A 17,390-nucleotide genomic window follows, 5' to 3' on the forward strand; every position below is an offset into this window, starting at 1 on the left:
CGCCTGTCGCTGCATCGATCCATGGCCCAGGCGCAGAAATATTACGACGACGTCGATATCGCCGAAAACCCAGCCGCAGACATGTTGGGGTAAGACGGAAACACGAGACGCCGGGCTCACCACCCGGCGTCTCGTGTTTTCGATTTTCCACGATCAGATCTTACCCATGGGTAAGATCGTCTTCTTCCTGTAGATTGTCGATCAAAGTTGCAATTGCCTGCTCTAGCTTACCCCGATCCACCCGAGTAAAATCCAGATCATACCGCAATTCGATCCGCCCGCTGGACGCAGAGCATTTTGCGACCCCTGCCCGCACAGACACTTGAAAAGTTGTTTTCGCCCGGCGTGTTTTGCTCGCGCCACTTGCCGACGCCTTCTTCGTGGCACCCACCTCGGCCGCTACAAACGATCGAAGAATTTCCACCTCTCGAGGACCATCTCGATCAGGTTCACCTACTAGGGCATTGCTAACCTCTCTGATCAAACCGGGTTTGGCATCGAGTTTACGTTTAAGATCAACACCCAAATTGCGTGGAATGTCGTTTGGATGATTCAGAACCTTGTCCAGCAAAACTAGCAAACTGGCGAAGGATCGGATGTAGCTGCGCTTGGTGTAGCTTGCGGATTTGAACAGGACGGCAACCGCCTTGTCCATATCCGGGCACTCGTTCGCAGGATCATCCGCGTAGGCCCGCGCCAAAGCTCCCATCTCGGCGAATGAAATATCCTTTCGGATCAGGTTTTCATCCACCATGCGCCGATAGCTGCTTTTAATATCGGTCGCATCCGAAATCCCTGCAGGGATCTTGGCATAGATTTCATCGCCGGTTTCCTTATGCAATGCACGATAGGCGGTCAAACGACGCATGCCTTGAATCAGATCGAAGCGACCATCCGACCGACGTTCAAGACGTATCGGATTGGACAAACCGATGTCCCGAATTGAATCTTTCAACTCATCCAGCTCGGGGTCAGGCCCGGCTTTGCGATCGCGGGTCAACTTCTCGGTGATAACGTTCGCCAAGGCCACTCGCTCGGTAACCAACCCCTCGGACCGCAGTCGAACCAACTCGTGGGCAAGACGGTCATTTTCAGCACGGATGGTTTCTTCGGTCGACTGCTGATCGCGAAGAGCGTCAGCATTCTCGGATATCGCCGTGGCCATCGGCCCGCGCCTCTTTTCCGAGACTTTGTCCTGAGTTTTTCCAGCAGGGATTTCGTCCATGGCAGGTATATCGATGTCAAACATTCTGCGTTTACGGCTCATGCGTCATCCTCCAGCTTGTCCCAGGCCGAAAGCATCACGCCTCGGAATTCCTCATATACATTGTCAAACGTCGAACGGGCCCTGCGCCATGTTTCCCGCGTCATCTCACGGTAATCCATCTCGTAGACCGAACTCAGGAATCGGCCTGACTGTTCGACGGCACGTGTCATCTCGACCGGATGATCCGCGACATGCTCGCCGAAGACTTTGCGGAAAGCATCAAACATAGCGAGGTGCAACGCATTGCCAGGCTCATATCGAGTCAGCAGGAATCGAAGCTCGCAGAACATTTTGGGAAGACCTATCTTACCCGTGGGTAAGGTTTTGTCGAAACCATAGGCTAGATCCTCAAGCGCTTCTGCCAACTGACCGATGAAGGACGTCGTCGAGTCATATTCCCAATATCCCGGACCGGACGGGACGTAGAGCATGTCGGCAGCAAACACTGCATTCATCGACTGGTAGCCAATCGCAGGGGGGCAATCGAACAGGATTAGGTCATACGCATCGTCCGGGATCTGATCCAAATAACGGGACACGGCTGCAAAGAAAGACCACTCGGGGTTAAGGTGCCGGTATTGCGCCGAAGCGAATTCCACAAAGGCTGCATTGGCGCAAGAAGGGATGGCGTCAATGCTGGACCACGACGTCTGCTTGATGAAGTCCGCAATGCGCAGATCCCCAAGGCCCATATCAGTGATTGAGGGCGGCAGCTCGCGGCGGGGCAGGGCGGTTCCCGATTCAGCAGCAGCGGGGCGATTATTCATACGTTCAGTCTCACGGATCAGGTCCCGCGCCATGATACCCCAGACTGTGAAGTCCTCCGCCACATCGGTCAGCCCCATCGAATGGCTCAGCGTGGCTTGCGGGTCAAAGTCCACTACCAGCACGCGGTAACCATCTAGAGCCGCCGCATGGGCCAGGTGAAGCGCAACGGTGGACTTCCCAGCCCCACCTTTGAAATTGGCAACCGCTGCCCGAATGGCACGCTTTCCAGTAGGGCGGGGCGGCATCAAAGATTTGCGGTTCACCTTGAGCCGGCGGCGCAGTTCGTTTACCTCTTCTAGGCTGAACCAACGTTGTCGACCGTCGGGCTCGACTTCTCCGCTTGGTAGCGAAGGATCCGCCGCAAGTTTGCCGCGAAAGGTCGATTGGTTGACGCGGAAGATCAGCTCAGAAACTTCCCAACTTGAAAACCGACGGAGGGTCTTCTCCATTTCCGGGCTGAAGGTTTGTTGGCGAATCCACCCTTGTAGTTTCAAAGATTGATTGCGCAATGCATTTAGGTCTTCGTGCGTGTACATGCCTCGTGTCTCATTCCTTGGGACGCTATTTGTTTTATTTTTTCTATTTACGCTTGATTTGCACTTTACGCAAAAGAAAATATCATAAGTATTGGATCTTACCCACGGGTAAGAAAATAGGGACGAACTGCAGTCTGACCGATTCGGGGGCGTGTGGCTGTATCTCCTCCACCGCGAGCGACTGCCTGGTCAAGATTTAGGGGGACGCTCGGTGGTGAAACCCGTCATATAGGGGGACAAACTGACCCAATAAGGGGTCACATTGGATGTCCCCCTTCACCTATAATTCACCGAATTTCTTTTTTAAGATTGATTTGGTTCTACCCAAAAAAGCCGTCTCTTTTCAGACTCAGCTTGACAGAATCGAAGGATTGGACGCTAATCGGAAGTGAGCGGTGAAAAGCGTTGGCAAACAGCGCAGGATAAGCGATATACAGCCTTAAAAGGTAGGCAGAGCGGTGAGAATGGGAATGCAGGTTCCAAAACCGGTTGGGCGCAAAGCGCTAGCCATCAAATACGATATTTTATCCGCGTTGGTCGTTTACGCTTTGTCTGGTGACAAGCATCGCCAGCGCAGCATCCTGCGTATCGTTGCATTGATAACCACCCGTTACAACTGGCGCAGCAATGAGCTGTCCATCGGTCGGGAAGAAATCGCTCGTCTCTGGTCCGTGAATGAACGGACGGTTAAACGCGAGATGGCCAAACTTCGGGCTTTAGGCTGGATCGCTGTCAAGCGCCCAGCTGTCCGGGGGCGCGTTACGGTATATGAGCTAGATCTAAAACAACTCATGATCGACACGGCTGAGATCTGGCCGGTGATAGGCACTGATTTCCAGGCGCGGATGACGCCAGAGCCCGAAGCAGAGTCCAATATCGTTCCGTTCAAGGTCAAACCCACTTCACCCGACAAATCGGGCATGGATGTCTGGACACAGGTTCAATCCATTCTGCACGGGCGTGATCCCGAGCTTTGGTCCAGTTGGTTCCAACACTTGTCTGAAGCAGAAAGGGCAGGGGGTGTTGTGACACTGATTGCGCCTTCACGCTTTATGGCTGATTATATTGCACAGAAATGGACTGCGCGATTGCTGGCGGCATATAGCCGCGTGGACCCCGAGGTGCGCACGCTGCGTTTTGAAGCTGCGGAATAAATCCGTTTCCGCCGTTAGGTTCCGTTCCAAATGCTCCAATAGTTTTAATAATGTCAACAAACTCAGGTGTGCGCTGACTATTACCCGAAACGAATGACTGTTATTCGTGCGATTCTGTTCCCAAAATCCAAAATTCGTTTCGCCTGGACCTGATTCGCTCGGCAAGAAAGTCTACAAACAACCTTACTCTTGCCGTGTTTTTGAGATCACGATGCAGCAGAAGCCAGATATTCCGATAAGGGATCGGCTTTTGGAACGGAGCCCGGATCAGTTCGGGGTGGCGGTCGCCAAGGTTGCACGCGAGATAGGCCATGCCCAAGCCAGAAGCAGCCAAGTTTATCAGAGGAACCAGTTCCGATACCCGGTGCTTTAGCATGGCCTTGGGGTAATATCCGTCTTTCACCCATTTTGCTGTGGTCGCGTCCTCGGGTTCGTGCCAACCGATAAATTGTAACCCTTTGCCGCCATTGTCTCTGACCCGCTCAGCGTAGTTGCGCGAGCAGTAAGCGGCCTGAGACATCTGAACAAGCTTTCGCCCCACCACATCGTCGGTGACTTCATCCGCGATACGTAACGAGACATCAGCTTCGCGGCGCATCAAGTCGCGGATATCATTCGTGAAATTCATGTTCAGGATGATGTCCGGATAAAGCTCAGCAAAGGCGGCAAAGTCATCCATCAGCGATGTCATCGCTAACCCATGTGGGAGAGTGACATATACTGTGCCACATGGTTGGGTATCCCGACCGACTATGACCCTTGACGCAGCGGCCATCTCCTCCTCAACACGTTCGGCATGAGGCATCAGGTCTTCACCGAGTTGTGTCAAGGCGAGGCCGGACTTGGATCGGTCGAACAACCGACTGCCGACGCGCGCTTCCATGACCGAAAGCCTGCGTGTCAGCGTTGTGTGGTTCACCTGAATGCTGTCTGCTCCACCGCGAAGAGTTCCGGTTCGGGCAACAGCTAGAAAGTACTTCAGATCGTCCCAATTGAGGGAGTGGCTTTCATTTATCGACATGTTTTTTGTGTTTCATTTTTGAAGCACTGTGTCCACAAATACCTAGCTACAGTTCAGTTATTGATCAACTTACCTTGGGCTATGTGAACGCGAACCCAAGGACTCCACTCTAATGAACCATATCCAATCTGTACTGATTACTGGTGCCAACGCTGGGCTAGGTCGCGAGGCAGCGCGGCAGCTTGCGATGCAGAAAGGCATTGCCAAAGTCTATCTGGCCTGCCGAAACCGAACCAAAGCTGAGGTCGCCAGAACGGCACTGGAGCATGAGACCGGACGCAAAGTCTTTGAGATTGTCCTGATGGACGTCACCGATCCTACCTCGGTTCGTTCCGCTGCGGCAAAACTTCCCACGCCAATTGATGCTGTCATCTTAAACGCTGGAGGCACCGGTGGACGACACCCAAATAGCCTCACTAACGAGGGCGTAACCAATATCTTCGCCACCAATGTTCTGGGCCATGTGGTGCTGGTGGACGAGCTATTGGAACGCCAGTTGGTGACATCCACAATCCTTTATGCTGGTTCGGAGGCTGCCCGGGGTATTCCCAAAATGGGAATGCATCGCCCCGAACTGTCCGACGGCACAGTGGACGAGTTCCGGTCGATCGCCGATGGCAGCAAGTTTGGCCCCGAGGGCGATCCGATGCAGACTTACGGCTATGCCAAACTTGTGGCGACCCTGTGGATGGGGGCGATGGCCCGTCAGCACCCGCATATCCGCTTTGTCACCATGAGCCCGGGCGGCACCGCTGGTACTGCGGGCTTTGACGATCTGCCGCTTATGAAACGCATTTTCTTCAAGCATGTGGGCGGGGTGCTGATGCCTCTGTTTGGCATGATGCACAGCGTTGAAGCCGGGGCAAAACGGTATCTGGACGGGTTGCTCAATCCAGAGTTTAGGACCGGGTGCTTTTACGCCAGCCAAGTAGGCTATCCCACAGGGCCGGTCGTGGATCAGGCTGCGATTGATGGAGTGCTGTCTGACATCAACATTCAGGACAACGCAAATCTGGCGCTGCGCCAGTTCGCTTGAATCAAAGGAGAATTGAAATGGAAACCACACTGAACATCCTAGTCATTCTTGCAACCCTCATGCTGTCTGGCCTCGGCATCATGTCGATGTTTGCGCCTCGGCGCATGGTTGCCAATTTTGCAATTGAACCAATAGGCACAGTAGGGCTCAGCACAATCCGTTCGGTAATCGGCGGGCTGTTTCTGTCTTCGGTGGCCTTGCTTGTGATTGGACTGTCCACAGGGCAAACGTTGGGTTATCTAGCTGTTGCGATCCTGATGGCTGTCGTAGTTTTCGGGCGCATTGTCAGCATTCTGGCGGACGGGTTCGACAAGGCAGTTCTACCTCCGCTGGTCGTAGAGCTTGTTGTCATCGCGGTCCTGATCTCAGCCTATCTAGAGATTTCCGTTTAATCGGAATTTCTTCAGGTGAATGGCGGATAGGATGAAATCGCTGCTGTCTTCAAATTTGTTTTAAAACGAAGATCGGACAATGATGCAAATTTCGCTTCGCTGAGCGCAGCCGACATCAGGCACTCCTTCTAGTGATCTACACGATTGCTGTGTGTGTAGGTGTCGGCTTGTACGAAATTGAGTTACGGCAATTGGACTGGAACCCAGCAGATATTGAGGCCATTTGCTTCGTCGAACAAAAGAAGCTTCAGCTATTACTTAGTCACACGAAGGTGCGATAGCACTGTGTTACCTCGGAGTAGTGTTGGAAGTTACGCTGAGTGTTGCAGAACGGATCGAATTCTGAGCCATGTTTGTGGGCGATTGTTGCTGTTCGCATTAACCTGAATTTACAACATCGCAACAGGTGCCTTAAGTGAAGTGCTCCTAACTCACCGGTGGCACATGCTATTGCGGGTTTGTAATCTAACTGAATGGAGGTGTCTTCTCCCTCAGAGATCGCGATGAAAGTCAGCCCCAAATTTTGAGATGCGCATTTTAGTGGTCGGGGGCTGCGCCTGATGTTCCTCGAATTGTCAGGGTCGCGGAATACTCGAAATGGCGGACTGGCAGTTCGGGCGCTCGCATTCGGTCCAGTAGGATCTCGGCCAATCGGGTGCCTAACTTTTTTGGATTGATCGCCATCGTTGTAAGGCCAGGTGTCGAAACTGCAGCATCCTCGATGTCGTCGAAGCCCACTACTGAAAAATCATGTCCAGGTTTCAAGTTGGATCGGATCAAGCCAAAGCATGCCCCAAGTGCGACAACATCCCCATTGCAAACGATGCCCGTTACCTCTGGGTGTTGTTGGCGGAGTGCGGCGATTGCTTCAACACCAGCACGCTTGGTCTCCTCACACGGCCAGATTATTGGGTGTGCGCCGTCCAGTTTATCAAAAGCGCTAAGGTAACCGGCAATGCGTTCCTCGCGCACGGATGTTTGCTCGGTGCCACCAAAGTAGGCGATGTGTCGGTGACCCAAATCAATCAAATGCTGAGTGGCTTGCATAAGTGCTTCGGTGTTTAGAACGCCAACGTGATCAAGTGATTGGGATACCTTTCGCATGAAGGTAACAGCGGGAACGCCGTGGGCATCCAGAAGCTCCATGGCATCTTCGTTCGTGTTGAGCGCCGGAACCCAGATCAAGCCACGGCGGCCAAATCGGATGCAAGCTTCCAAAAGACGATCCTGGCGCTGAAGGTCTCCTTGTGCGTCGAGGACCGACACCATGAACCCTTCGGCTTCCAATAAGTCGACGGCGCCACTGACAACTTCTGCGTTAAACGGGTTTGCCAACTTGTTTATGATAAAACCGATTTCGCGATTGTCACCCGATCGCATTGTGGCCGCCGCTTGATTGGGGACATAGCGCAGCCGCTTGGCTGCACTCAGAACTTTCTGGCGCGTCTGCTCTGAGATTCGGCCTGTGCCGCGCATAACTTGACTGACTGTTGGAACTGATACGCCGGCTTCTTTGGCAACGCTGGATAGGGTGGGCTTTTTTGTCATGGCTACAGTCGTGATATAACGTTCTTCTAAAATCTCAAGTGGTTTTGTATTTTGCAAGAAAATTATGAGTGAGATTAGGTGGCAACAGGCTTGACTCCTGATACAACGATATATCATTGTGATTGCATTCGCCCGCAGACCGACTCGGGGTCATCGGCGAGGGAGGGAGGTTGCCACGTTTCAGACAGCCTCAGACATTGGGAGGAAAACATGTCCATTCATTCGAAAATGGCGGGTGCCGTGTCCGGTGTGGCGATGCTTGTTGCCGCCGCTGCCGTACAAGCCGAAACTCTGTTCTGGTCGACCCAGGCCCGTCCTGCTGAAGAGGCGCAAGCCATGCGGACTGTGGTTCTTAATGGCTTTGATGGTGAAGTTGATTACCAACCAAACGAAGATGGTCCTTGGCTGACTCGTCTGCAAGCCGAGCTGCAAGCAGGCTCTGGCAGCATTGATCTGCTGGGCTCTCTGCACGGCAACTTCTCGGCGATGAATCCTGATGATCTGATGGATCTCAGCGATCTTGGCGTTATGTCAGCTTCAGATACCTTCAACGGTCTAGCCAAACTGGGAACTGACAGCCTCCAATACATGCCGTGGATGCAAGCGAGTTATATCATGGCTGCGAACAAGGAGGCGCTGCAGTATCTGCCCGATGATGCGGATATCAATGCGCTGACCTATGATCAGTTGATTGCTTGGGCGGCCAACGTCGAGGACGCTACGGGTCAGAAAAAATTCGGCTTTCCGGCAGGCCCCAAGGGGCTGAAACACCGATTCTTCCAGGGCTATCTCTACCCATCCTACACCGACGGTGTTGTGCGAACTTTTGCATCGCCCGAGGCTGTTACGGCATGGGAAAAGTTCAAAGAGCTTTGGAGTCACACGAACCCGGCATCGACCAACTTCTCGTTTATGCAGGAGCAGTTGCTGAACGGGGATGCATGGATCGTCTTCGATCATACCTCGCGTCTGGCGCAGGCGTTCAATGAACGCCCCGACGATTTCGTCGCTTTCCCAGCGCCCGCGGGTCCGACTGGTCGAGGGTTTATGCCCGTCTTGGCAGGTGTTGCTATCCCGCGCACAGCACCAGATGCCGAAGGCGCTAAAGCTTTGGTGTCTTATTTGATGCAGCCCGAAACTCAGATCGCGACCCTGAAGGCGACCAACTTCTTCCCCGTGGTCGATGTCGAACTGCCTGACGACCTGCCACCTTCGGTCAAAGCTGCTGGTGAAGCGGTTGCCAAGATGAGCGGCTCGGCAGACGCCAACCCTGGATTGCTGCCTGCCGGTCTGGGCAGCATGGGCGGTGACTTCAACCGCGTCTACGTCGATGCGTTCGAACGCATCGTTCTGGCTGGCCAACCCATCGAGCAAGTTTTGGAAGACCAAAAGAAACAACTTGAAAAAATCATGAACGAAACTGGCGCGCCCTGTTGGGCACCAGATGCCCCTTCAGAAGGCGCTTGTCCGGTCGAGTAAGACCCTCTCCGACAGCCGGGCTGCCGAAATAGTGGCCCGGTTTCCCAGCATATTCCCAGCATAAAGGAGCGGTCCGATGGAAGCGCGGCTATTGCCATACTTTCTGATCCTCCCGGTGACTTTATTTCTCTGCCTGTTCTTCCTCTACCCCTTTGCGCTGGTCGCGCAGCAGGCGTTTGGGACTGAGAACGGCTTCTCACTGGATAATTTCCGCGAGGTTGTGAACTACTGGAAGTTCCCTATCTCGATGAAAAACACCTTCCTTTTGGCTGCAGCCGTGGTGCCGATCCAGTTGGCTCTCTCGCTTCTGATGGCCACGATGGTCACGAGAATGCAGAAGGGCCGTGATCTGGTTCTGTACATTTGGACCATACCACTGGGCATCTCGGATCTTGCGGCTGGTATCATCTGGCTAGCGATCTTTGAGCAGTCAGGCTTCCTAAACTCTATGATGTTAGGGCTTGGTGTCACGGACCAACCTGTGAGTTTACTGAGCTATCAAACCCCCTGGATCGTGTTTCTGGCGATCATGCTGGCCGAGATTTGGCGTGCGACCGCGATTATGCTTGTGATCCTTGTGGCGGGCATCGGCCTGATCCCCAAAGAGTACTACGAGGCCGCAGATGTATTTGGTGCCTCGCGGTGGAAGCAATTTACCCGGATCACTCTGCCTCTTTTGCGACCGTCACTGCAAACGGCACTGATCTTGCGCGTTATTCTGGCCTTCGAAGTTTTTGCCGTGGTGGCAGCCCTTGGCGGCACGATCTTCCCGGTGCTTATGGGCGAGATCTATGCTTATCAGTTTGACTTGCAGAATGGCGGTGCTGCCGCGGCACTGGCGATCATCGTTCTGATCATCTCGATCGTCTTCACTCTGATCATCATGCGCGCTCTGCGCGTCCCGAAAGGAGCTACGATATGACGGCTGTTGCTGACGTAGTAGCCCCCGACGCCCGCAAGGCGGGCAGGGGGCTTTACCGGGCTGGGGTGATCCTGCTGTGTGCCTGGGTGATCGTGCCGCTTTACCTACTGTTCGTGAATACAATGTCCTCACCGGATACGGTCAACAGCTTTCCCAAAAGCTTTCTTCCAGAGTTCGACATGGGGTCCTTGGAGTTCTTCATGGGGTTTCAGGGAATGCTGGCGGCGCTGTGGAACTCGGTTGTGGTTGCATTGATGACGATGGTGATGTCCATCGCCATCGGGGCCCCGGCTGGTTACGCCTTGTCGCGGTTCGACTTCCGTGGGAAAGAGCTGTTTCGCCTGCTGATCCTGTTGACGCGGGCTTTCCCGTTACCGCTTCTGGCGTTGCCCTTGGCAGTTCTATTTATTCGCACGGGTCTGGATGACACAGCCTTTGGTCTGGCGCTTGTTCACACCACTCTGGCGATACCCTTCGCAGTGCTTATCACCTTTTCGCTTTTCTCGGGCATTCCACTGGAACTGGAGGAGGCGGCATGGACATTGGGCTGTACCCGGCTGACGGCCTTTACCAAGGTAATCCTGCCTCTGGTACTGCCGGGGATCACGGCTTCAGCGATATTTGCCTTCGTGATTTCATGGAACGAAGTATTCGCGGCCGCCGTGCTGACCATTGAGAACCGGACGCTTCCTGCGTTCCTGTTGCAGACCCTGGGCGAAGCGCCGCTGCACCTGAAATTTGCAGGCGGCTTCATCCTCGTGGTGCCTGCGCTGATCTTCATCTTCGCCGTACGCAAATATCTATTTGCCATGTGGGGCATCGCCAACCGCTGAACGGTGGCTGAAAGGAAACTGTTATGGCTGAAATTCAGATCAAGAACGTCGCCAAGAACTTTGGGTCTTACCAAGCTCTGCACGACATCAACCTGACCATTGCAGACCAGGAATTCATGGTCCTTTTGGGCGCCTCGGGTTGTGGTAAGTCCACGCTTTTGCGCATCATCGCTGGGCTTGAGACAGCGACGACAGGTGAAGTCTGGATCGGCGGGCGCCGGGTGGACCACCTTTCGCCTAAGGATCGTGGTATCTCAATGGTGTTCCAGAACTATGCGGTGTTCCCGCACCTGACAGTGTTCGAAAACATTGGCTTTGGCCTGCGGATGCAAAAACTGCCGGATGATGAAGTCAAACGTCGCGTTGAGCGCACTGCCGGGTTGATGCATATCGAGCAGCTTTTGAAGCGCTATTCGGGCGAGTTGTCCGGCGGCCAGCGCCAGCGCGTCGCTGTCGCCCGCGCGCTGGCGATGGAGCCGGACGTAATCCTAATGGACGAACCACTGTCGAATCTTGACGCGCTCTTGCGGATGGAGATGCGGGCTGAACTGAAGGGCGTTCTGGCCGAAAGCAAGACCACCGCCATCTATGTGACCCACGATCAGGTCGAAGCAATGTCCATGGCCGACCGGATCAGCGTTATGCATCAGGGCAAAATTGTTCAGGCAGCCTCACCCATCGAGGTTTACAGGGATCCAGCGGCCGAGTTTGTGGCAAGTTTCATCGGCAATCCGCCAATGAATTTCCTTCCGGCTGAAGCTACCGGCTCTGGTCGCTGGACAGTTGCAGGACAGAGCTTTGAAGGTCCGGCAAACGGCAAGAACCTGAAATGGGCCATTCGCCCGGAAGATTTGAGTATCGCGGATCAGGGCTTTGGCGCGCGCGCAAAAGTTGTCGAGCCTTTGGGCGCACACTTGCTGGTGACTTGTGATGTAGAAGGCCACCAGTTCCGTGCGGTACTGGACAGCGAACTCAACGTGAAACCTGGTGATGTACTTACCTTGGCCCCGCAAGAAGGCCGGGGACGCTGGTTCGACCCCGAAACCACTCTGGCCGTGGCGTAAAGGAGAAGCACGATGAGCCAAGCGCTGATCGATCAAGCCCGCGAGGTCATGGAAAGCAATGACCGGGGCAATTATACCGTGCCCACCCACGGCCTCTACCCATTCCAGTGGAACTGGGACAGCGCGTTGTCCGCGCTTGGCTTTTCGCATTTCGACATGGACCGAGCTTGGGTTGAGGTCGAGACCCTTATGTCCCATCAGTGGGATGACGGCATGGTGCCCCATATTGTGTTCCATGAACCCGATGACGGCTATTTCCCTGGACCGGAGATATGGCAAACCGGACGAACTGTGCCCACAACCGGCATCACCCAGCCAGCGGTCGCGGGTCTTGCCTTGCGCAAGCTCTATGATCGCGCCGAAGACAAAGCTGCCGCCCGTGTGCGGCTGGCGAAACTCCTGCCTAAGGTCCACGCTTGGCATCAGTGGTTTTACCGCGACCGCGATCCCGAAAATACGGGGCTGGTTGCGATCATTCACCCATGGGAGTCCGGGCGAGACAACTCAGTGGACTGGGACGAAGGGCTGGATGCTGTACCAACCGAGGGCGTCGCGCCTTTCACACGGCGGGATACGACACATGCCAATCCTGACCACCGTCCATCGGACGAGCAATACAAGTGCTATATTTGGCTGGTCGAACATTTCCGTGGACTTGGCTGGGACAACGCACAGCTCCACGATGCATCTCCCTTCCGTCTGGTCGATCCCGGCTTTAACGGCATCCTTATACGGTCCTGCGACGACGTTGCGGGGTTGGCTGAGGTTTTGGGCGATACTTCGATGGCATCGGAAGCCCGCGCGATGGCCACGAAGGGTCGTGCGGCATTGGAAAGTCTCTGGAATCCGAAACTTGGACAATACACCTGTTTCAACCGGGTAACCGGGCGCTTACAGGACACGCCTACAGTTGGCGGGCTTCTTGCGGTAGTTGCCGATGTCCCTCATGGTCGAGCTGAAGCATTGGCGCGCAGGATAGAATTGTTAGCAGAACGTTGCGGCTATTTGGTGCCCAGCCACGATCCGGCACATGAAGCCTTCGACAGTCAGCGCTATTGGCGTGGGCCTACATGGTTGATCGTCAACTACTTGATAGCCGAAGGACTGGTCCGGTCGGGGCAGGGAGCCATGGCGCAACGCATTCACACCAACAGCCTGCACCTGATAGAGAAAAGTGGCTTTGCGGAGTACTATGACCCGATAAGCGGCGAGCCTTGTGGAGGCAGCAGCTTTACCTGGACCGCAGCGATGGTGATCGAAATACTCAAGAGCCAAAAAGTGCCGGCATAAAACGCTCTGGCATCAATCAGATCATGGCCGATGGCAAGGAGACGGTTGGCTCATTTGGTTTCACTTTACTGCCTCTCGCATTTTGGACGCCCGAAGAATTCATGCCCGGTGCAGGTGAGGCACGTCACATGTTTGACGCACGGTGCGGTTGGGGTATCACCGATTACGGAGATGTTGATTTTACGTCAGGATCAACTGTCTCCAATGCACGCCCATGTTGTAAAGGCGGAAGATATTATTAAACGCGGCGACACAACTCTAGTCGTCGAACTTTTCGGCTCAGACGACGCTGTTGGGTTTGCAGAGGATTGCGTCGGTGTAGTTTGGCTGGATGGCATCCGACGCAACGTTGGGCCTGACGAGAAACTGCGTTTCTCCGTCGGCGAAAGCGCCACCCTGCGCCCAGGCGATTGCACTCGTCTTGGGGCGAAGGCGGGTATGTTCTGATCGGCGAGGTCTCGACCGTCAATGGCGACGAGACTGACACTATCAAGACCGTTCTCTTCATAGTGCACCAAACCTGACGCTGACCAATTCGTGCTTATTCTCGAAAACCCATAGCGGCGGCATTGTTGCGCGCCGAGGTGATTGCCTAAGGGCTGAGTCACTGCGTGCAAGCCGAAAGCCCGCTATGCGGGTTGTAATTGTAGCATTCGAACCTAAGGTCGAAGGTCGGCTAAACCGTACCTTAAGCTGAAATCACGCTTTGGATACTATCCAGTTGTCTTTTGCGAGCTGTGCAGCTTCGAGGCGCTTTAACTCCTCTATTGCACGGAATTGATCTCCTGTCTGCGCCAGTGCAGTTTTGTAGGCGCGCAGGACTGAACGTGGTCGCCAGGGCAAAGCCGCTTGCGAAACCCAAGCACGTAAAGCCGGAGGAAGACGATCAAATTCGCGCATGGGGTTTTCGTTGCGCCGCCGTTTCCGAAGCTTCGTCTGTCCAAGATTGCGGCCCATCAATCGGTCTCATCAAGGTCGAATATTGGGTCAAGCACCAGAACCAGACGCGTTTCACCTGTGCCAGCAATGGGGGGTGAACGGTGCAGAAAACCTGATGCCCGGGTCTGCGGCCAGAGCGTGCCGCGCATGACCATCGGCGCACCGGTTGGGACGGTGAAGACCGGCTTTGGGTCTTCTCCGTTTGTCGAAGTGCCATACTGTGTACCGGTGCCCCGATAGGTGCAAATCAGGCGCGCATGAATGGCGTCTACATGAAACTTCCGGCAAGCGTTTGTAGTGATCGCATCCAGACGAATGCGCAGATATGGTGCGCGCATGATATTGGCAAAACGCGTGGCAAGATCAGAGATATCGTTTTCCAACCACTTGCGTGCCGTGGTGCTTTCGATGCCCGCCGTATCGCACAAGTGCCGCACAGCATCGGGCACAGCGGCCGGGCGTAGGATGAGCCGCGCCTTGGGCAGTTGTGATGAATCCAGCGTGTCGATCCATGTTCGGAACTCCGAAGGCAGTTGGCGTTGCCAGATCATTGCCGCGCAGTCGGGCATTTCGATATTAGCCAGACCGTCTGGCGTGTCTGTAGCATCGACACCCACTGCCGTGCCATTCAATTCGGTTCGAAGATAGTTCACGCAGCATCCTCCACCCGACGCCAAAGCGGGAACGGATCTGGTATGTCGATAGGCAGAGCGTTGGGTCCAGGTGCAACAGCCTCAGTCAGCAAGCAGGAATCGAGCTGGGACTTCAGCGCGGGCCAATCTATGCCTGCGCCAATAAAGACAATCTCTTGCCGCCGGTCTCCCCAAGGCTCCATCCAATGCTGTTTGATGTAGTCCAAAACCGAGGGGTGTTCGGGCCACCGGGTATCAGGGACGGATGCCCACCAGGTCCCGATCGGCTGTACGCTCGACAAAGCGCCAGCGAGGGAAAACTCGGCAACCCACTCAGGCCGCGTTGCAATCCAGAAATGCCCTTTCGCACGGATCACGCCGGGGAGGTCGCGGTTCAACAGAGCCAGAATTTTCTCGGGCTCAAACGGCTGACGTGCACGATAGACGTAAGACGCTACCCCGTATTCCTCGGTTTCCGGCACATGATCGGCAAAACCGTACAGTTCTTTTACCCACATCGGATACTGATGGGCAGCTTCGAAATCGAACAGGCCAGTTTCCAGAATGGCCTCGCTTGCGACTACGGAATGGTTTGTCTCGATGATCTTCGCGTCTGCATTCAGGCTACGGATGATTTTGCGCGCGGCATCGGTCCGGTCAGGACCGGCATCATCGACCTTGTTGAGGATGACGACATCCGCAAATTCGATCTGATCCGTCAGAAGATGAACCAGCGTACGCTCGTCTTCTTCCCCCAATGTCTCGCCGCGATCCTGCAGGAAATCGTGACTGGAATAGTCTTTGAGCAGGTTTACCGCATCCACGACCGTGACCATCGTGTCGAGGCGGGCGACATCCGACAGGCTGTTTCCATCCTCATCGCGGAAATCAAAGGTTGCTGCGACTGGCAGAGGTTCCGAAATCCCCGTGGACTCGATCAACAAATAGTCGAACCGGCCTTCCGCAGCCAGCCGCCGCACTTCGTCCAGCAGGTCGTCGCGCAGGGTGCAGCAAATGCATCCGTTCGACATTTCGACCAGCGTTTCATCGGTGCGGCTCAACTCGGTCTCAGCACGTACCAGATCGGCGTCGATATTCACTTCGGACATGTCGTTGACGATGACGGCGACGCGGCGACCTTCGCGGTTGTTCAGCACGCGGTTGAGCAGGGTGGTTTTGCCGGCGCCGAGAAAGCCGGACAGGACAGTGACGGGAAGGCGGGTATCAGTCATGGCTTAGAAACACTTCTTCTTTCGTGGCGGTTTGGGGTGGATGTGCCCGCAGCATGTCGAGGCTGCGTTGCAATTCGGGTCGGGTCAGATCGCGCGCGATGACCACGATGCCCGAGCGGCGGTCATCGCCGATCCAGTTTTTCAAGGGGACTGGCGGGTCGAAAATGTGCTGGACGCCGTGAAAGACAAACGGGACGTCGATGCCTTCGAGCAACACGATGCTTTTTACTCGCAAGATGTCTGGGCCTTTGAGCGCGATCAGCGTGTCCAGCCAGTAATCAAAGGCTGAATCCTTGATGGGCGTGTCCAGCACGATCGAGGCAGAACTGATCCGTGTATCATGCGGTGTCGGCGCAAACGACACGGGCTTGGGCTTCGATAAGCCTGAAAGGTTTGCGAGCGGGTCAACCTTGGGTTCAGGCGCTGATGTTGTCCATGCAATCGCATCCTCCTGGCGCACGCCTTTGCGCAGACCGCTCAACCCCCACAATTTCTTTGGGTCGAACTGTCCGGCGACCGGTCGTTCGATCCGAGCTGTGGGATTTAACCCGCTCAACCGCTTTGAAAAAGCATCCGCCACTTCCGCAGAAACCAGATCTGTTTTACTGAGGAGGATCAGATCAGCCATCGCGACCTGTGAGACGGCCTCGAACTGTGCATCCAATGTCTCGGGTCCGTTTGCTGCATCGACGACTGTTACCAACCCATCCATGCGGGTCGTGCGTGCCAATTCGGGGTCGACTAAAAGCGTCTGCAGAATGGGGCCAGGATCGGCAAGACCGGTGGTTTCGATGACAACCCGTTCAAATCGCAGGAGGCCGTCGTCCCGCCGTTCGATCAGATCCGCAATTTTTCCGGCCAAATCTCCTCGAATTGAACAGCACAGGCATCCGGATTGCATTAGGATGATCTCGTCTTCGACGGACTCGATCAGATCGTGATCCAGCCCGGCCTCACCAAACTCGTTCACGATAACCGCAATTTTTCCGGAAGACGTCTCTGACAGCACCGCGTTCAGCAAGGTGGTTTTACCAGCGCCAAGAAAGCCTGTCAGAACGGTGACAGGTATCCGGCGGTCTTTGGTGGGGTCAGCGTCATATGCTGCTTGGGAAATCACTGCTCTCTCCTTGATTCATTATGTGATATCATAACAAAAAGAAAGTTCAAGCGGAGCAAGGCACGATTGTGAGTCTGGCTGCAGGTCGCTGGAGGAGAGCGTACTAGTACGCTCTATTCTAATGCATCAGGGGCAACGCGATCACTTGAACCACAATCAC

General features: G+C 54.8%; 16 protein-coding genes and 1 pseudogene. 9 read left to right on the plus strand and 8 right to left on the minus strand.

Going from position 1 to position 17,390, the window contains the following annotated elements:
- Nucleotides 1-160: 160 nt before the first annotated feature.
- Both ACR0DT_RS15360 and ACR0DT_RS15365 read right to left on the minus strand, forming a co-directional pair.
- Nucleotides 161-1,267, minus strand: a complete 1,107-nt coding sequence (locus ACR0DT_RS15360; protein ID WP_480711594.1) for a ParB/RepB/Spo0J family partition protein — start codon at nucleotides 1,265-1,267, stop codon at nucleotides 161-163.
- Nucleotides 1,264-2,571 carry an AAA family ATPase gene (locus tag ACR0DT_RS15365; protein WP_480711595.1) on the minus strand — a complete coding sequence of 436 codons (1,308 nt, stop codon included), beginning with the start codon at nucleotides 2,569-2,571 and terminating at the stop codon, nucleotides 1,264-1,266. The genes ACR0DT_RS15360 and ACR0DT_RS15365 overlap by 4 nt, the downstream gene beginning before the upstream one ends.
- 470 nt (nucleotides 2,572-3,041) lie before the next feature.
- Here ACR0DT_RS15365 and ACR0DT_RS15370 point away from each other — a divergent pair, with 470 nt between their 5' ends.
- Nucleotides 3,042-3,725 (plus strand): DnaA N-terminal domain-containing protein, encoded by a 684-nt coding sequence (locus ACR0DT_RS15370; RefSeq protein ID WP_480711596.1) that lies wholly within the window; start codon nucleotides 3,042-3,044, stop codon nucleotides 3,723-3,725.
- Nucleotides 3,726-3,825: 100 nt separating this feature from the next.
- Here the strand turns inward: ACR0DT_RS15370 and ACR0DT_RS15375 are convergent, their stop codons facing one another.
- Nucleotides 3,826-4,746, minus strand: coding sequence for a LysR family transcriptional regulator (locus ACR0DT_RS15375; RefSeq protein ID WP_480711597.1), 921 nt, complete (start codon nucleotides 4,744-4,746; stop codon nucleotides 3,826-3,828).
- A 112-nt stretch (nucleotides 4,747-4,858) separates the two neighbouring features.
- On the opposite strand from ACR0DT_RS15375, the gene ACR0DT_RS15380 reads away from it, so the two are divergent.
- Entirely contained in the window at nucleotides 4,859-5,782 is a 924-nt protein-coding gene (locus ACR0DT_RS15380; protein WP_480711598.1) for an SDR family NAD(P)-dependent oxidoreductase, read from the plus strand.
- Between the two features lie 17 nt (nucleotides 5,783-5,799).
- The gene (locus ACR0DT_RS15385) at nucleotides 5,800-6,174 is read left to right on the plus strand and encodes a DUF4345 family protein (RefSeq protein ID WP_480711599.1); all 375 of its coding nucleotides are present in this window, start codon (nucleotides 5,800-5,802) and stop codon (nucleotides 6,172-6,174) included.
- Between the two features lie 537 nt (nucleotides 6,175-6,711).
- Here the strand turns inward: ACR0DT_RS15385 and ACR0DT_RS15390 are convergent.
- Nucleotides 6,712-7,722, minus strand: a complete 1,011-nt coding sequence (locus tag ACR0DT_RS15390) for a LacI family DNA-binding transcriptional regulator (protein ID WP_480711600.1) — start codon at nucleotides 7,720-7,722, stop codon at nucleotides 6,712-6,714.
- Nucleotides 7,723-7,932: 210 nt separating this feature from the next.
- Between ACR0DT_RS15390 and ACR0DT_RS15395 the strand changes: the two genes are divergently transcribed.
- The 6 genes and pseudogenes from ACR0DT_RS15395 (at nucleotide 7,933) to ACR0DT_RS15420 (ending at nucleotide 13,834) form a co-directional block, all read left to right on the plus strand.
- Entirely contained in the window at nucleotides 7,933-9,201 is a 1,269-nt protein-coding gene (locus ACR0DT_RS15395; protein WP_480711601.1) for an ABC transporter substrate-binding protein, read from the plus strand.
- A 76-nt stretch (nucleotides 9,202-9,277) separates the two neighbouring features.
- Complete coding sequence (locus ACR0DT_RS15400) at nucleotides 9,278-10,123, plus strand: carbohydrate ABC transporter permease (RefSeq protein ID WP_480711602.1); 846 nt, start codon at nucleotides 9,278-9,280, stop codon at nucleotides 10,121-10,123.
- The gene (locus ACR0DT_RS15405; protein WP_480711603.1) at nucleotides 10,120-10,956 is read left to right on the plus strand and encodes a carbohydrate ABC transporter permease; all 837 of its coding nucleotides are present in this window, start codon (nucleotides 10,120-10,122) and stop codon (nucleotides 10,954-10,956) included. The genes ACR0DT_RS15400 and ACR0DT_RS15405 overlap by 4 nt, the downstream gene beginning before the upstream one ends.
- A 23-nt stretch (nucleotides 10,957-10,979) precedes the next feature.
- Complete coding sequence (locus ACR0DT_RS15410; RefSeq protein ID WP_480711604.1) at nucleotides 10,980-12,020, plus strand: ABC transporter ATP-binding protein; 1,041 nt, start codon at nucleotides 10,980-10,982, stop codon at nucleotides 12,018-12,020.
- Nucleotides 12,021-12,032: 12 nt separating this feature from the next.
- Nucleotides 12,033-13,310, plus strand: a complete 1,278-nt coding sequence (locus tag ACR0DT_RS15415; protein WP_480711605.1) for an amylo-alpha-1,6-glucosidase — start codon at nucleotides 12,033-12,035, stop codon at nucleotides 13,308-13,310.
- Between the two features lie 23 nt (nucleotides 13,311-13,333).
- Nucleotides 13,334-13,834 (plus strand): annotated as a pseudogene (locus tag ACR0DT_RS15420) (D-lyxose/D-mannose family sugar isomerase).
- A gap of 175 nt (nucleotides 13,835-14,009) precedes the next feature.
- Here the strand turns inward: ACR0DT_RS15420 and ACR0DT_RS15425 are convergent.
- Genes ACR0DT_RS15425 through ACR0DT_RS15440 form a run of 4 tightly spaced genes read right to left on the minus strand, consistent with a single transcriptional unit; the run spans nucleotide 14,010 to nucleotide 17,230 of the window.
- Nucleotides 14,010-14,267, minus strand: a complete 258-nt coding sequence (locus ACR0DT_RS15425) for a DUF6525 family protein (RefSeq protein WP_480711606.1) — start codon at nucleotides 14,265-14,267, stop codon at nucleotides 14,010-14,012.
- Nucleotides 14,267-14,902 carry a DUF1826 domain-containing protein gene (locus tag ACR0DT_RS15430; RefSeq protein WP_480711607.1) on the minus strand — a complete coding sequence of 212 codons (636 nt, stop codon included), beginning with the start codon at nucleotides 14,900-14,902 and terminating at the stop codon, nucleotides 14,267-14,269. The genes ACR0DT_RS15425 and ACR0DT_RS15430 overlap by 1 nt, the downstream gene beginning before the upstream one ends.
- Nucleotides 14,899-16,113, minus strand: a complete 1,215-nt coding sequence (locus ACR0DT_RS15435) for a GTP-binding protein (protein WP_480711608.1) — start codon at nucleotides 16,111-16,113, stop codon at nucleotides 14,899-14,901. The genes ACR0DT_RS15430 and ACR0DT_RS15435 overlap by 4 nt, the downstream gene beginning before the upstream one ends.
- A complete protein-coding gene (locus ACR0DT_RS15440; RefSeq protein ID WP_480711609.1) occupies nucleotides 16,106-17,230 on the minus strand; it encodes a CobW family GTP-binding protein in 1,125 nt (374 codons plus the stop codon). The genes ACR0DT_RS15435 and ACR0DT_RS15440 overlap by 8 nt, the downstream gene beginning before the upstream one ends.
- Nucleotides 17,231-17,390 lie beyond the last annotated feature (160 nt).

It is taken from the genome of Ruegeria sp. BI11 (genome assembly GCF_056538005.1).

Coding starts and splice junctions, on each gene's coding strand:
- ACR0DT_RS15365 (WP_480711595.1), bottom strand. CDS start 2,571: ATGTACACGCACGAAGACCTAAATGCATTGCGCAATCAATCTTTGAAA.
- ACR0DT_RS15435 (WP_480711608.1), bottom strand. CDS start 16,113: ATGACTGATACCCGCCTTCCCGTCACTGTCCTGTCCGGCTTTCTCGGC.
- ACR0DT_RS15370 (WP_480711596.1), top strand. CDS start 3,042: ATGCAGGTTCCAAAACCGGTTGGGCGCAAAGCGCTAGCCATCAAATAC.
- ACR0DT_RS15360 (WP_480711594.1), bottom strand. CDS start 1,267: ATGAGCCGTAAACGCAGAATGTTTGACATCGATATACCTGCCATGGAC.
- ACR0DT_RS15410 (WP_480711604.1), top strand. CDS start 10,980: ATGGCTGAAATTCAGATCAAGAACGTCGCCAAGAACTTTGGGTCTTAC.
- ACR0DT_RS15425 (WP_480711606.1), bottom strand. CDS start 14,267: ATGGGCCGCAATCTTGGACAGACGAAGCTTCGGAAACGGCGGCGCAAC.
- ACR0DT_RS15415 (WP_480711605.1), top strand. CDS start 12,033: ATGAGCCAAGCGCTGATCGATCAAGCCCGCGAGGTCATGGAAAGCAAT.
- ACR0DT_RS15380 (WP_480711598.1), top strand. CDS start 4,859: ATGAACCATATCCAATCTGTACTGATTACTGGTGCCAACGCTGGGCTA.
- ACR0DT_RS15390 (WP_480711600.1), bottom strand. CDS start 7,722: ATGACAAAAAAGCCCACCCTATCCAGCGTTGCCAAAGAAGCCGGCGTA.
- ACR0DT_RS15405 (WP_480711603.1), top strand. CDS start 10,120: ATGACGGCTGTTGCTGACGTAGTAGCCCCCGACGCCCGCAAGGCGGGC.
- ACR0DT_RS15395 (WP_480711601.1), top strand. CDS start 7,933: ATGTCCATTCATTCGAAAATGGCGGGTGCCGTGTCCGGTGTGGCGATG.
- ACR0DT_RS15400 (WP_480711602.1), top strand. CDS start 9,278: ATGGAAGCGCGGCTATTGCCATACTTTCTGATCCTCCCGGTGACTTTA.
- ACR0DT_RS15375 (WP_480711597.1), bottom strand. CDS start 4,746: ATGTCGATAAATGAAAGCCACTCCCTCAATTGGGACGATCTGAAGTAC.
- ACR0DT_RS15385 (WP_480711599.1), top strand. CDS start 5,800: ATGGAAACCACACTGAACATCCTAGTCATTCTTGCAACCCTCATGCTG.